This window comes from Pseudomonas sp. S37 (assembly GCF_016658545.1).
GTDB lineage: Bacteria > Pseudomonadota > Gammaproteobacteria > Pseudomonadales > Pseudomonadaceae > Aquipseudomonas.
In genome coordinates, this window is sequence record NZ_JACVZC010000021.1 from 54,567 (window position 1) to 69,150 (window position 14,584).

Below are 14,584 nucleotides of genomic sequence, written 5' to 3' on the forward strand. Positions count from 1 at the left end.
AGAGGCCGGTACTGACCAAACAGATACAGGCACTGTGCCACTTTTTTCTGACGCCAACCCTCCGGCGTCATCACCCGGTCACAAAATCGCAATAACTTCAGGCGCCTACCTCCACTCCCCTCCGCAGGAAGTTCGCGGCTATGCGCCTGAAGTGGCTGACCAATTTCAACACCCTGTTGCTGGTGACCGTGTGCCTCGCCCTGGGCGCTACCCTTTGGTGGTCGCAACGGGCGCTGGAGCGCCCCTACCAGATGATGGAACGCTACCTGGGCCTGTCCCAGCAGTTTCAGAACCAGACAGCGCGCAACATCCAGGCGTACCTGGGCAGTGGCGATGCCCTGCGCCATGCCGCCGCCATGGAGGCCAACCAGCAGCTACAGGCGGCACTGGCTGATTGGCCCGTCGAGCTGGCCGACAAGCTGCGCCCCAGCCTGGGCAGCCTGCAAGCCTTTACCGCCAACGAACTGCTGGCCGCCGGCAAGCTGGCTGGCGACCCTCAAGCCCTGCTGCTGCAAGCGGAACGGGAGTTGGGGGCTAATTTCGAGCAACTGGCCGGCTACGCCCGCGACAGTGGCAATGCCGAGGCCAACCGCTATTTGCTACCCCTGCTCGACGCCACCGTGCACTTGGGCCGGTTATCACTGGCCCGCGACAAGCTGGTCAGCAGCGGACGCCCGGAACTTGCTGACGAAGTGGAGCGCGAACTGCAACTGATCCGCGCTCAGGCGCAGATCATCGACGCCCTGCCCTTGCTTGGCGTTACCCGCGCTGCCGAGTCCGGTGCCGACGACTTCGCCGCCATGATGGGCCTGGAAACCCAGGCCAGCGCCCAACAGGAAGACATCGCCGTGGGCCTCAAGCGTGAACTGCAGAGCCTGCTGGGCCGCTACCCGGCCGAACTGCAACGCACCCGCGAACAGATTGAGCGCCGCGCCGCCCTGGCTGCCAGCACCGGCCAGCGCCTGGAGGCCGTACAGCAAGCCATTGCTGCGCTGGAACCGGAAGTGCGCAGCCAGCATGCGAAAATTGCCGCCGAAGTGCGCATCATCCAGGGCCTGATGATCGGCCTGATCCTGCTCATCGCCCTGTTGATCGATACCCTGCAGCGGCGCTTGGCCCGCACCCTGACCGGCCTCGCCCCAGCCCTGTCGCGCTGGGCCGAAGGCGACTTCGCCCAAGTGATCGCCCTGGGCAAGACCAACCGCGAACTGCATGACATTCAGGAGTCGCTCAATCGCCTGCGCCAGTACTTGGTCGAACTGGTTGGCACCATTCGTCACAACGCCGAACAGGTCGCCGGCAGCAGCCACGCCCTGGCCGGCATGAGCGCCGCCCTGCATGACGGTGCCGAACGCCAGGCCGGCGATACCGGGCAAATCCGAGATGCCCTGGGCGAGCTGGAAGCGACCATCCAGCAAGTGGCCGGTGATGCCAGCGCCGCCGCCGACGCCAGCCGTGATGCCGGGCGCGCGGTGGAACAAGGCCAGGCGGTGATTGGCCAGAGCCTGTCGGGGTTGCGTGAGCTGGTCGATGAAGTGCAGGGCAATGCGCGCATGATCGAGCAACTGGCGGAAGAGTCGGCCACCATCGGCGGGGTGCTGACAGTGATCCGCTCGATTGCCGAACAGACCAACCTGCTGGCGCTGAACGCCGCGATCGAAGCGGCCCGTGCGGGCGAGATGGGCCGGGGGTTTGCCGTGGTGGCTGATGAAGTGCGTTCGCTGGCGCAGCGCACCACCGGGGCTACTGGCGAGATTCAGCTGCTGATCGACCGCTTGCAGCAGGCGGCCAAAGGTTCGGTGGCCGGCATGCGCGCGCAGCTGGAGCATGCCGAAGCCACGGCTAGCCGGGCGCAGGCGGCGGATGGTGCGCTGGACGAGATTGTCTGTGCCATTCGAACCATCTCGGATACCGCCGTGCGCATTGCCGATGTGACGGCGCAGCAGAGCGGCGCGGTGAGTGAGATTCGTGATCACAGCGAGCGGATTCATGAGCTGGGTGAAGATAACCTGCAGCGCATTGGCGAAGGGCGGGAGCAAGGGGAGCAGTTGCTGAGTTTGGGGGGTGAGCTGAACCGGGCGGTGCGGGCGTTCAGGGTTTGAGCCGGCCTGCACTGGCCTCTTCGCGGGTAAACCCGCTCCCACAAGGACCGCGCTGCTGCTGGCCTCGATAGGGCCAGTGCATGTGCCTACAAAACTCACCTGCAGCACAAATCCTGTGGGAGCGGGTTTACCCGCGAAGAGGCCGGTGCAGCCAGCGGCCATGTGTCGCCCCCACCACCCGTATAGCCCCAACCCGCAGCACTTCCGCTATCATGCCCACCAAGTTCCACCTCGCGAGTCCGCCATGCGCCGCCTGTTTTTCCTGCTGTTCCTGCTGCTGGCCAGCCCTGCCTTTGCCACGGGCCTGCTCGACAACCGCCCCAGCGCCACCCTCGGCGCCGCTTCGCTGGCCAACGACGCCGACTTCCTGCCGGTACACGAGGCTTTCAAGCTCAACCTGATCCAGGCCGATGCGCAAACCATCAAGTTGCGCTTCATCGCCACCGATGGCTATTACCTCTACCGCCACCGCTTCCAGTTCCGTACGGAACCGGCCGACATCGCCCTGGGCACGCCGAACATCCCCAAGGGCGAGGCCAAGCACGATGAGTTCTTCGGCGACGTCGAGGTGTACCACGGCGTGCTCGACATCGAGCTGCCACGCAAAGACCCGCGCGCCTTTACCCTGCTGGTGGGCTACCAGGGTTGTGCCGACAAAGGCCTGTGCTACCCACCGGAAACCGCACGCCTGAGCATCGATGGCGAAGGCGCCACAAACACCCCTGGCACAATCGAACAAGCGTGGAGCTGGAAATCGCTGCTGCTGTTCTTCCTCGCCGGGATCGGCCTGACGTTCACCCCCTGCGTGCTACCGATGCTGCCTATCCTTTCCGGCGTGGTATTGCGCGGCCAGGTCGGCGGCCTGCGCGGGCTGGCGCTGTCGCTGGCCTACGTGCTGCCTATGGCCGCCAGCTTCGCAGCTCTCGGCGCGCTGATGGGGTTGTTCGGCGCCGGCCTGAACCTGCAGGCGCGCCTGCAATCGGCCTGGGTGCTGGTGCCCTTCGCGCTGTTCTTCGTGGTGTTCGCCCTGGCCATGTTCGGCCTGTTCGAACTGAAGCTGCCGCAGGCCCTGAACAACCGCCTGAACAACGTCGCCAACCACACCCGGGGCGGCTCGCTGCTGGGCGCGGCGGTGCTCGGCGTGCTCTCCAGCCTGTTGGTCTCGCCCTGTGTATCGGCGCCCCTGGCGGGCGCGCTGCTATATATCAGCGCCAGCGGCGATGCCTTGGGCGGCGCGCTCAAGCTGTTCGCCCTGGGCCTGGGCATGGGTGCACCGTTGCTGCTGGTGGCCACCGGTGGCGCGGCCTGGCTGCCGAAAAGCGGCCCCTGGATGAATACGGTGAAGAACGCCATCGGCGTGCTGCTGCTGGGCTTGGCCATCGGCTTGCTCAGCCGCGTATTGCCGGGCCAAGTGACCCTGCTGCTGGTCGGTTTCCTCGCCGCTGGCGTGGCACTGTTCCTCGGCGCCCTGGAGTTCGTGGTCAAGACTGCGCGCCAGCGCCTGGCGCAACTATTGGGCCTGGCCTTGCTGGTGTACGCGCTGGCCTGCTGGTATGGCGCCCTCAGTGGCCAGGGTGACCCGCTGCGGCCACTGCCGGTGGCCACGGTTACAGCCAGCGGCAGCGGCACGGCGGCAAAGGCAGATGCCTGGCAGACCATCAGCACCCCTGAGGCGCTGGACGCGGCCCTGGCCGAGGCGAAGGTGAATGGCCAGCCGGTGTTGCTGGACTGGTACGCCGACTGGTGCATCAGCTGCAAGGTGATCGAACATGAAGTGCTCAACGCACCCCAGGTGCAGCCGCAACTGGCGACCTTCAAGTTGCTGCGTTTCGACATCACCGAGAGCAATGCCGAGCAACGCAAGCTGCTCGACCGCTACCAGTTGTTCGGCCCACCTGCGCTGTTGTTCTTTGCCGCGAACGGCAGCGAAATTACCGCTGATCGGGTGATTGGCGAGATAAACGCCGGTGAATTTGCGCAGATTCTGACACGCGTGCGCGGCAAACTCGGTCTATAACTTCCCGCGTGCCGGGAAAATTCCTCAAATCGGTGACCAGATTTAATTATTTGGTCACATACTTCGCGCGAATCTCGGACAACGTGCTGGCTATTGCCGGGAACTGGACACTTGCCGTCGCTTTACGGCACACTCGCCGCGCTGTGTCGAATTGCCCTACAAATCCAAGGAATCCGCAGATGGCAACGCTACTGGTGCTCCACGGCCCAAACCTCAACCTGCTCGGTACCCGCGAGCCTGGCCACTACGGCGCCGTGACCCTGGCCCAGATCAACCAGGACCTGGAGCAACGTGCCCGCGCCGCAGGCCACCACCTGCAGTACCTGCAGAGCAATGCCGAATACGAACTGATCGACCGCATTCACGCGGCACGCAACGAGGGTGTGGACTTCATCCTGATCAATCCGGCTGCTTTCACCCACACAAGCGTCGCATTACGTGACGCATTGCTTGCGGTGAGCATCCCATTCATCGAAGTGCACCTGTCCAACGTGCACAAACGCGAAACGTTCCGTCACCACTCCTACTTTTCCGATGTTGCCGTAGGGGTGATTTGCGGCCTGGGCGCCAGCGGTTATCGCCTGGCCCTGGAGTCTGCACTGGAACAACTGGCTGCCAACGCACAGCCCAAATGATGAAAACCCTGGCCTAAGTGGGCCGGGGTTCGAGAGAAACGTTTCAGATACGTTTTTTTGTATTTCGCCCCCTGACCGAACCTTTGGGAGTTGATGATTAATGGATATCCGTAAAGTCAAGAAACTGATCGAGCTGCTGGAAGAGTCTGGCATCGACGAACTGGAGATCAAGGAAGGCGAAGAGTCGGTCCGTATCAGCCGTCACAGCAAGACCCCAGCTGCCCAGCAGTTCTACGCACCGGCCCCGATGGCCGCTGCCCCGGCTGCTGCCCCGGTTGCCGCTGCTGCTCCAGCTGCCGAAGCCGCTGCTGCTGCCCCGGCCCTGAAAGGCACCGTGGTTCGCTCGCCAATGGTCGGTACTTTCTACCGCAAGCCATCGCCGACCTCGCCGAACTTCGCTGAAGTTGGCCAGAGCGTGAAGAAAGGCGACACCCTGTGCATCGTCGAAGCCATGAAGATGATGAACCACATCGAAGCCGAAATCGGCGGTGTGATCGACGCCATCCTGGTAGAAGACGGCCAGCCGGTTGAGTTCGACCAGCCGCTGTTCACCATCGTTTGAATCGCGGAGAGCCAACGATGTCTGGGAAGCTCGAAAAAGTCCTGATCGCCAACCGCGGGGAAATTGCCCTGCGGATCCTGCGTGCCTGCAAAGAGCTGGGCATCAAGACCGTCGCCGTGCACTCCACTGCCGACCGTGAACTGATGCACCTGGGCCTGGCAGACGAATCGGTCTGCATCGGCCCCGCGCCATCCAAGGATTCCTACCTGCACATCCCGGCAATCATCGCTGCCGCCGAAGTCACCGGCGCCACCGCGATTCACCCGGGTTACGGCTTCCTGGCGGAAAACGCCGATTTCGCCGAGCAGGTGGAAAAATCCGGCTTCGCCTTCATCGGCCCGAAAGCCGACACCATTCGCCTGATGGGCGACAAGGTTTCGGCCAAGGACGCGATGATCAAGTCGGGCGTACCGACCGTACCGGGCTCCGATGGCCCGCTGCCGGAAGACGAAGAAGTCGCCCTGGCGATTGCCCGTGACGTCGGCTACCCGGTGATCATCAAGGCCGCCGGTGGCGGTGGTGGTCGCGGCATGCGCGTGGTGCACAAGGAAGAGGACCTGATTTCCTCGGCCAAGCTCACCCGTACCGAAGCCGGTGCTGCCTTCGGCAACCCGATGGTCTACCTGGAGAAGTTCCTGACCAACCCACGCCACGTGGAAGTGCAGGTGCTGTCCGACGGCCAGGGCAATGCCATCCACCTGGGTGACCGTGACTGCTCGCTGCAGCGTCGTCACCAGAAGGTGCTGGAAGAAGCGCCAGCCCCGGGCATCGATGAAAAAGCCCGTCAGGAAGTGTACAAGCGCTGCGTCGATGCGTGCATCGAGATCGGCTACCGTGGTGCCGGTACTTTCGAGTTCCTGTACGAAAACGGCCGCTTCTACTTCATCGAGATGAACACCCGTGTGCAGGTTGAGCACCCGGTGTCGGAGATGGTCACTGGCATCGACATCGTCAAGGAGATGCTGAGCATCGCCGCTGGCAACAAGCTGTCGTTCCGCCAGGAGGACGTGGTTATCCGTGGCCACTCGCTGGAGTGCCGGATCAACGCCGAAGACCCGAAGAAGTTCATCCCGAGCCCAGGCAAGGTCAAGCACTTCCACGCCCCGGGTGGCAACGGCGTTCGCGTCGATTCGCACCTGTACAGCGGTTATTCGGTTCCGCCGAACTACGACTCGCTGATCGGCAAGCTGATCACCTACGGCAAGGACCGCGACGAAGCCATGGCGCGCATGCGCAATGCCCTGGACGAGATCGTCGTCGACGGCATCAAGACCAACATCCCGCTGCACCGCGACCTGGTGCGTGATGAAGGTTTCTGCAAAGGCGGCGTCAACATTCACTACCTCGAGCACAAACTGGCCAACCAGGAGTGATCGTGTAGTGTGATGTATCAAAACCCCGGACTTGTGCCGGGGTTTTTTATTGCCTGCCAGAACCTCGGGCCGCGTTGCGGCCCTTCTCGACCGGCGCTATTCCTGTGGGAGCGGGTTCACCCGCGAACACCGGCGAAGCCGGTGCCATGCACCGCGCCGCACTCTTCGCGGGTAAACCCGCTCCCACAGTTACCGCGAATCGCCGGTGCCCTACCCCTTCATCCGTGGCATCTCGATACGGTGTTCATGCACCCGCCGATACAGGGTAGCCCGCGAAATACCCAATGCCCGCGCCGCATCGGCCGGCTTCCAGCGGTGGCGAATCAGCGCATCCAGCAACAACTGCCGCGCCGGGCAGGACACCGCACTTTCAGCTGTGCCAACCACTTCTCCCCGCACTTCCTGCGGCAAATCCTGCACCCGCACCTGCCCGCCGTCACTGACCGCACAGGCATAGCGCAACACCTGCCGCAGCTGGCGCAAGTTCCCCGGCCAGCGATAAACCAGCAGCGCCTGCAAGGCATCATCCGCCAACACCACATCCACCCCACAGGCTGCAGCTTCCTCAGTCAGCAACTGGTGAATCAGCCCCAACCGGTCCTCCCGCTCACGCAGCGGCGGCAGCTCGAAGCGGGCATTGGCCAGGCGGAAGTACAAATCTTCGCGAAAACGCCCATCCTCCACCATCACCGCCAAATCACGGTGGGTGGCACAAATCACCTGGATATCCACCCGCTCCCGCCGCGCCGCGCCCAGCGGCGCCACTTCGCCCTCGGCCAGCACCCGTAGCAACCGGGTTTGCAGGTTCAGCGGCATGTCGCCGATCTCATCAAGGAATAGCGTGCCGCCATCAGCCTGCTGCAACAGCCCTTGCATGCCTTTGCTGGAGGCCCCGGTAAAGGCCCCGGCCACATAGCCGAACAACTCGCTCTCGATCAGGCTTTCTGGAATGGCTGCGCAGTTCAGTGTGACAAACGGGCCATCGCGGCGCTGGCTCTGCTGGTGCAGCTGACGGGCGAATACTTCTTTGCCAGCCCCGGTCTCACCCTGCACCAGCACCGCCAGGTTGCAGTCCTTGACCCGCGTGGCCAACCGCAAGTGCTGCTCGATGCGGGCGTCCTGGGCCTGGCGCAAGGGCTGTGCGCGCTGGCGCTGCTGCGGTGCGCTGACCCGGCCATACAGCCCGCCCAAGCCGGGCAGACGCTGTGCCGACGATGTACTCACCCGGCGCAACTGGTCGATGTCGAACAGCTCGCCAATATGCTCGGGCAAGCGCCCCAGCCGTTCCACCAGGCGTTGCCGCGCCAGGCTGTTGATCGCCCGCAGGCGGCCATCGGCATCCCAGGCCAGCAGGTAGTCAGGCTGGCTTTCCACATAGCCCGGCGTGCCGTGGGCGCGCATCACCCAGTGGCCCTGGGCGCTGTGCATGAAGAAGGCGTTTTCGATTTCACGGGCGGTTTGCTCGACCAACTGCCGGATCAGGTGCTGGCTGCGGCGGTCGTCCGGTGACTGCAATGCCGATACATCCACCACGCCCAGCAACTCGCCCAACGGGTCGAACACCGGCGCTGCGGTGCAGGTCAGGCCGATGAAGGCCGCGCGGAAGTGGTCGCGCTTATGCACCGTGACCGGGGCCTTGCTGGTCAGCACCGCCGCCACGCCGCAGGTGCCCTCCTCGCCCTCCGACCAGCAGGTACCCAGGTACAGCCCGGCCTTGCGGCAGTCGTTGCGGATGGCCGACTCGACCCGGTAATCGATGGTGCGCCCTTGGGCGTCGGTCAACAGCACGCAGTAGTCGGCGCCACGCACCCGCTCGTGCAGGCGCGCCACGGCATCGCTGGCGATGCGCAGAAACAGCTCGGCGCGTTCGCGGCATTCGTTGAGCAGGCTTTGGGACAGGATGCGCGGCCCCTGCTGGGACCCGGGGTCGAGGCGGTACAGCTCCATGGATCGGCGCCATGAATCGAGGATCAGCGGTGGCACCGGCGCCTGCGGCAGGCGGTCGGCATTCTTCAGCACCCGGCTGACGCAGTCGACATGGGCTCGGGAGTTCGCGGCAAGCATGCAGGCCCTCCGGTTCTCGTTGCTGTTTTTGTCGTTGTGCAGCCATTAAGCGCTTCCCGGCATGCCCCGACAAGCACCGTGTGATTACCGGCTGGCTTGAGACGCAGCGTCTCAGCGTCTCGGCCAAGGCGGCCGCGCACTGGCACCCGGCGTCTCGCCGCCATCGCTGAACTGGCACGTTCAAGCAGCGCCAAAGCGCTCTGTTCCGGCCCTTTCAAGCACTGCGATAAAAGCTGGCACCGCGCTTGCTCCTGCCTTGGCAAACAACAATACGAGGTGCGCCATGCCGCTACCCGCCCCGATTGTCGGGATCATTGCCAACCCTGCCTCCGGTCGCGACCTGCGCCGCCTGACTGCCAACGCCGGGCTCTATTCGAGTACGGACAAGGCATCAGCGATCCAGCGCCTGCTGGCGGCCTTTGGCGCCACCGGCATCGGTCGGGTGCTGCTGCCCAGCGACATGACCGGCATCGCCGCCGCCGTGCTCAAGGCCCGCCAGGGCCCGGGGGCCCGCGACCAGCACTGGCCGGCCATCGAGATACTCGACCTGCCGCTGACCCAGACCGTGGCCGACACCCGCCTGGCCACCCGGCGCATGGTCGAACGCGGCGTGGCGATGATCGCCGTGCTGGGTGGCGATGGCACCCACAAGGCGGTCGCCGCCGAAGCCGGTGATGTGCCGCTGCTGACCCTGTCCACCGGCACCAACAATGCCTTCCCCGAACTGCGCGAAGCCACCAGCGCGGGCCTGGCCGGCGGCCTGCTCGCCAGTGGCCAGGTACCGGCCAGCATCGGCCTGCGCCGCAACAAGCGCCTGCTGGTGAAAGTGCCTGAACAACAACTGGCTGAATGGGCGCTGGTGGAAGTGGCGGTGTCACCCCAGCGCTTCATCGGTGCGCGCGCACTCAGCCGTAGCGAAGACCTCTGCGAAATTTTCGCCTGTTTCGCCGAGCCGCATGCCATCGGCCTGTCGGCACTGTGTGGCCTGTGGTGCCCGGTGTCGCGCCAGGACCCGCACGGCGCCTGGATACGCATTAACCCTGGCGCCGACCAGGCCCTGCTCGCACCGCTGGCGCCCGGCCTGCTGCAAGCCTGCGGCATCACCGCCAGCGGCACGCTGACGCCCGGCGTCGCTCATCGCCTGAGCCTTTTCAGCGGCACGTTGGCCCTAGATGGCGAACGTGAAATCGAATTCGCCGAACGCGATACCCCCACCGTCACCCTCGACCACCAAGGCCCGCTCAGCGTGGACGTCGAGGCTGTGCTGGCACACGCCGCCCGTCATCACCTGCTGGCCGTACCGCGCGGCCACCGGCTGCACCCTGCAAACCCGTGTTGAGACAACCCTGGAGAACAACAAGATGTCCAATCAGCTCAGTACCGAACAACTGCTGCATGCCTATGAAGTGATGCGCACCATCCGCGCCTTCGAAGAACGCCTGCACGTGGAATTCGCCACCGGCGAAATCCCCGGCTTCGTCCACCTGTATGCCGGCGAAGAAGCTTCCGCTGCCGGGGTCATGGCCCACCTGCGCGACAGCGACTGCATCGCCTCGACCCACCGCGGCCATGGCCACTGCATCGCCAAGGGCGTGGACGTGTACGGCATGATGGCCGAGATCTACGGCAAGAAGACCGGCGTGTGCGGCGGCAAGGGCGGCTCGATGCACATTGCCGACCTGGAAAAAGGCATGCTTGGTGCCAACGGCATTGTGGGTGCCGGCGCACCACTGGTGGCCGGGGCGGCGCTGGCGGCCAAGCTCAAGGGCCGCGACGATGTGTCGGTGGCCTTCTTCGGCGACGGCGCCTCCAACGAAGGCGCAGTGTTCGAAGCCATGAACATGGCGTCGATCATGAACCTGCCGTGCATCTTCGTCGCCGAGAACAACGGCTATGCCGAGGCCACCGCCTCCAACTGGTCGGTGGCCTGTGACCACATTGCCGACCGCGCTGCCGGCTTCGGCATGCCCGGGGTGACCATCGACGGCTTCGACTTCTTTGCCGTGTACGAGGCAGCGGGCGCCGCCATCGAGCGCGCCCGCTCCGGGCAAGGGCCGTCGCTAGTAGAGGTGAAGCTCAGCCGCTACTACGGCCACTTCGAAGGCGATGCGCAAACCTACCGCGCCCCTGATGAAGTGAAGAACCTGCGCGAGTCGCGTGACTGCCTGATGCAGTTCCGCAACAAGACCACCCGCGCCGGCCTGCTCACGGCCGCGCAACTGGACGCCATCGATGCCCGCGTCGAAGACCTGATCGAAGACGCCGTGCGCCGCGCCAAATCCGATCCCAAGCCACAGCCCGCCGACCTGCTCACAGACGTTTACGTCAGCTACCCCTGAGCCGCGGATTACAAGAACAACAGGAGAACCACCATGGCAAGAAAGATCAGCTACCAGCAGGCCATCAACGAAGCCCTGGCCCAGGAAATGCGCCGCGACGACAGCGTGTTCATCATTGGCGAAGACGTTGCCGGCGGTGCCGGTGCCCCCGGCGAGGATGACGCCTGGGGTGGCGTACTGGGCGTGACCAAGGGCCTGTATCACCAGTTCCCGGGCCGCGTGCTCGACGCGCCGCTGTCGGAAATCGGCTATGTCGGCGCTGCCGTCGGTGCCGCCACCCAAGGCCTGCGCCCGGTGTGCGAGCTGATGTTCGTCGACTTTGCAGGCTGCTGCCTGGACCAGATACTCAACCAGGCTGCCAAGTTCCGCTACATGTTCGGCGGCAAGGCGGTCACCCCGCTGGTGATGCGCACCATGTACGGCGCCGGCCTGCGCGCGGCGGCGCAGCACTCGCAAATGCTCACCTCGCTGTGGACGCACATCCCCGGCCTGAAGGTGGTGTGCCCGTCCTCGCCGTACGATGCCAAGGGCCTGTTGATCCAGGCGATCCGCGACAATGACCCGGTGATTTTCTGCGAGCACAAGCTGCTGTACAGCATGCAGGGCGAAGTGCCGGAAGAGGTGTACACGGTACCGTTCGGCGAAGCCAACTTCCTGCGCGATGGCGACGACGTAACCCTGGTCACCTACGGGCGCATGGTGCATGTAGCGCTGGAGGCCGCCAACAACCTGGCCCGCCAGGGCATCGACTGCGAAGTGCTGGACCTGCGCACCACCAGCCCGCTGGACGAAGACAGCATCCTCGAAAGCGTGGAAAAGACCGGCCGCCTGGTGGTGATCGACGAAGCCAACCCGCGTTGTTCCATAGCCACCGATATCAGCGCACTGGTGGCGCAGAAGGCTTTTGGCGCGCTCAAAGGGCCGATCGAAATGGTCACCGCGCCACACACCCCGGTGCCGTTCTCCGACGCCCTGGAAGACCTGTACATCCCTGACGCGGCGAAGATCGAGGCTGCCGTGCGCAAGGTGATCGAAGCCGCAAGGAGTGCCGCATGAGCCAGATCCATACCCTGACCATGCCCAAGTGGGGCCTGTCGATGACCGAAGGCCGGGTAGACACCTGGTTGAAGCAGGAAGGTGACGAAATCAACAAGGGCGACGAGGTGCTGGACGTCGAGACCGACAAGATCAGCAGCAGCGTCGAAGCGCCGTTCAGCGGCGTGTTGCGCCGCCAGGTGGCCAAGCCCGACGAAACCCTGCCGGTGGGCGCGCTGCTGGCGGTGGTCGTGGAGGGTGAAGCCGAAGAGTCCGAGATCGATGCCGTGGTGCAGCGCTTCCAGGCCGAGTTTGTCGCCGATGGTGGCGCCGATCAGGCCCAGGGGCCGGCCCCGCAGAAGGCCGAAGTGGGCGGCCGGCTGCTGCGCTGGTTCGAGCTGGGTGAAGGCGGCACGCCGCTGGTGCTGGTGCACGGTTTTGGCGGCGACCTGAACAACTGGCTGTTCAACCACCCGGCGCTGGCGGCCGAGCGGCGGGTGATCGCCCTTGATTTGCCGGGGCATGGGGAGTCGGCCAAGGCCCTGCAACGCGGCGATCTGGATGAACTGAGCGAAACCGTGCTGGCCCTGCTTGACCACCTGGGCATTGCCAAGGCGCACCTGGCGGGGCATTCGATGGGCGGCGCAGTGAGCCTGAATGTGGCACGCCTGGCGCCGCAGCGGGTGGCCAGCCTGAGCCTGGTGGCCAGTGCCGGCCTGGGCCAGGCGATCAATGGGCAGTACCTGCAAGGCTTCGTCAGCGCAGCCAACCGCAATGCCCTGAAGCCACAGATGGTGCAGCTGTTTGCCGACCCGGCGCTGGTCACCCGGCAGATGCTTGAAGACATGCTCAAGTTCAAGCGCCTGGAAGGCGTGGACAAGGCCCTGCAACAGCTGGCGGCGGCGCTGGCCGACGGTGACCGGCAGCGCCACGACCTGCGCGGGGTGCTGGGGCAACACCCGGCCCTGGTGGTGTGGGGCGGCAAGGACACGATCATCCCGGCCAGCCATGCCGATGGGTTGGAGGCTGAAGTGCTGGTGCTGGCGGAGGCCGGGCATATGGTGCAGATGGAGGCGGCCGAACAGGTCAACCAGCAATTGCTCGCGTTCCTGCGCAAGCACTAAGCCAATCCGTGAGCCTGGAGAACAACAATGAATGACCTGAGCCACACCCACATGCGTGCTGCCGTCTGGCATGGCCGCAACGACATTCGCGTCGAACAGGTACCCCTGCCAGCCGATCCGGCGCCCGGTTGGGTGCAGATCAAGGTGGACTGGTGCGGCATCTGCGGCTCCGACCTGCACGAGTACGTCGCCGGCCCGGTATTTATCCCGGTCGAGGCTCCGCACCCGCTGACCGGCATCCAGGGCCAGTGCATCCTCGGCCACGAATTCTGCGGCCAGATCGCCAAGCTAGGCGAAGGCGTGGAAGGTTTTGCGGTCGGTGACCCGGTGGCTGCGGACGCCTGCCAGCATTGCGGCACCTGCTACTACTGCACCCATGGCCTGTACAACATCTGCGAGCGCCTGGCCTTCACCGGCCTGATGAACAACGGCGCCTTCGCCGAGCTGGTCAACGTGCCTGCCAACCTGCTGTACCGGCTGCCGCAGGGTTTCCCGGCGGAGGCCGGGGCGCTGATCGAGCCGCTGGCGGTGGGCATGCACGCGGTGAAGAAGGCCGGCAGTTTGTTGGGCCAGACCGTGGTGGTGGTGGGCGCCGGCACCATCGGCCTGTGCACCATCATGTGCGCCAAGGCTGCAGGTGCGGCGCAGGTGATCGCTTTGGAAATGTCCTCGGCACGCAAGGCCAAGGCCAAGGAAGTCGGCGCCAGTGTGGTGCTCGACCCGAGCCAGTGCGACGCCTTGGCAGAGATCCGTGCACTGACCGCCGGGCTGGGGGCAGATGTGAGTTTTGAGTGCATCGGCAACAAGCACACGGCCAAGTTGGCCATCGATACCATCCGCAAGGCGGGCAAGTGCGTGCTGGTGGGTATATTCGAAGAACCTAGCGAGTTTAACTTCTTCGAGTTGGTGTCCACCGAGAAGCAGGTGCTGGGGGCATTGGCCTACAACGGCGAGTTTGCCGATGTGATTGCCTTCATCGCCGATGGGCGGCTGGACATTCGCCCGTTGGTAACCGGGCGGATCGGGTTGGAACAGATTGTCGAGCTGGGGTTTGAGGAACTGGTGAACAACAAAGAGGAGAACGTGAAGATCATCGTTTCGCCGGGCGTGCGCTGATTGCACCAAAAAGGCAACACGGTTCCTGTGGGAGCGGGCGTGCCCGCGAAGCAGGCGACTCGGTGGATGGCACCGCCTTCGCCGGTGTTCGCGGGTAAACCCGCTCCCACAGGTACCGCACACGTCTGCAAAACTGCACAAACCTGTAGGAGCGGGGGGGGGGGGGGGGGGGGGGGGGGGGGGGGGGCCCCGGCGGGGGGGGGGGGGGGGGGGAAGG

Annotated in this window: 11 protein-coding genes; 10 read left to right on the plus strand and 1 reads right to left on the minus strand. The window is 64.8% G+C overall.

From position 1 onward, the window contains the following. The first annotated feature begins 1,322 nt into the window (after nucleotides 1–1,322). The 5 genes from IAE39_RS30075 to accC all read left to right on the plus strand — a co-directional run bounded on the left by IAE39_RS30075 (nucleotide 1,323) and on the right by accC (nucleotide 6,689). Nucleotides 1,323–2,102, plus strand: coding sequence for a methyl-accepting chemotaxis protein (locus IAE39_RS30075; protein ID WP_442968432.1), 780 nt, complete (start codon nucleotides 1,323–1,325; stop codon nucleotides 2,100–2,102). Between the two features lie 244 nt (nucleotides 2,103–2,346). Further along, nucleotides 2,347–4,119 (plus strand): protein-disulfide reductase DsbD, encoded by a 1,773-nt coding sequence (locus IAE39_RS10085; protein ID WP_201201822.1) that lies wholly within the window; start codon nucleotides 2,347–2,349, stop codon nucleotides 4,117–4,119. 179 nt (nucleotides 4,120–4,298) lie between these two features. Further along, nucleotides 4,299–4,754, plus strand: a complete 456-nt coding sequence (gene aroQ, locus IAE39_RS10090) for a type II 3-dehydroquinate dehydratase (RefSeq protein ID WP_201201823.1) — start codon at nucleotides 4,299–4,301, stop codon at nucleotides 4,752–4,754. Nucleotides 4,755–4,854: 100 nt separating this feature from the next. Then, entirely contained in the window at nucleotides 4,855–5,316 is a 462-nt protein-coding gene (accB, locus tag IAE39_RS10095; protein WP_201201824.1) for an acetyl-CoA carboxylase biotin carboxyl carrier protein, read from the plus strand. A 17-nt stretch (nucleotides 5,317–5,333) separates the two neighbouring features. Further along, a complete protein-coding gene (gene accC / locus IAE39_RS10100; protein WP_201201826.1) occupies nucleotides 5,334–6,689 on the plus strand; it encodes an acetyl-CoA carboxylase biotin carboxylase subunit in 1,356 nt (451 codons plus the stop codon). Between the two features lie 210 nt (nucleotides 6,690–6,899). Here accC and IAE39_RS10105 read toward each other — a convergent pair whose 3' ends face one another. Beyond that, nucleotides 6,900–8,753 carry a sigma-54-dependent Fis family transcriptional regulator gene (locus tag IAE39_RS10105; protein ID WP_201201828.1) on the minus strand — a complete coding sequence of 618 codons (1,854 nt, stop codon included), beginning with the start codon at nucleotides 8,751–8,753 and terminating at the stop codon, nucleotides 6,900–6,902. Between the two features lie 283 nt (nucleotides 8,754–9,036). Here IAE39_RS10105 and IAE39_RS10110 point away from each other — a divergent pair, with 283 nt between their 5' ends. From IAE39_RS10110 to IAE39_RS10130, 5 genes are read left to right on the plus strand one after another with little or no spacing between them, the layout of a single operon-like run. Continuing rightward, nucleotides 9,037–10,092: an ATP-NAD kinase family protein gene (locus IAE39_RS10110; protein WP_201201830.1), complete on the plus strand. Its 1,056-nt coding sequence runs from the start codon at nucleotides 9,037–9,039 to the stop codon at nucleotides 10,090–10,092. Between the two features lie 22 nt (nucleotides 10,093–10,114). After that, entirely contained in the window at nucleotides 10,115–11,092 is a 978-nt protein-coding gene (locus IAE39_RS10115) for a thiamine pyrophosphate-dependent dehydrogenase E1 component subunit alpha (protein WP_201201833.1), read from the plus strand. 33 nt (nucleotides 11,093–11,125) lie between these two features. Beyond that, nucleotides 11,126–12,148, plus strand: coding sequence for an alpha-ketoacid dehydrogenase subunit beta (locus IAE39_RS10120; RefSeq protein ID WP_201201835.1), 1,023 nt, complete (start codon nucleotides 11,126–11,128; stop codon nucleotides 12,146–12,148). Then, nucleotides 12,145–13,251, plus strand: a complete 1,107-nt coding sequence (locus tag IAE39_RS10125) for an acetoin dehydrogenase dihydrolipoyllysine-residue acetyltransferase subunit (RefSeq protein WP_201201837.1) — start codon at nucleotides 12,145–12,147, stop codon at nucleotides 13,249–13,251. Before IAE39_RS10120 ends, IAE39_RS10125 begins: the two co-directional genes overlap by 4 nt. A 51-nt stretch (nucleotides 13,252–13,302) precedes the next feature. Further along, entirely contained in the window at nucleotides 13,303–14,367 is a 1,065-nt protein-coding gene (locus IAE39_RS10130) for a 2,3-butanediol dehydrogenase (RefSeq protein WP_236548498.1), read from the plus strand. Nucleotides 14,368–14,584 lie beyond the last annotated feature (217 nt).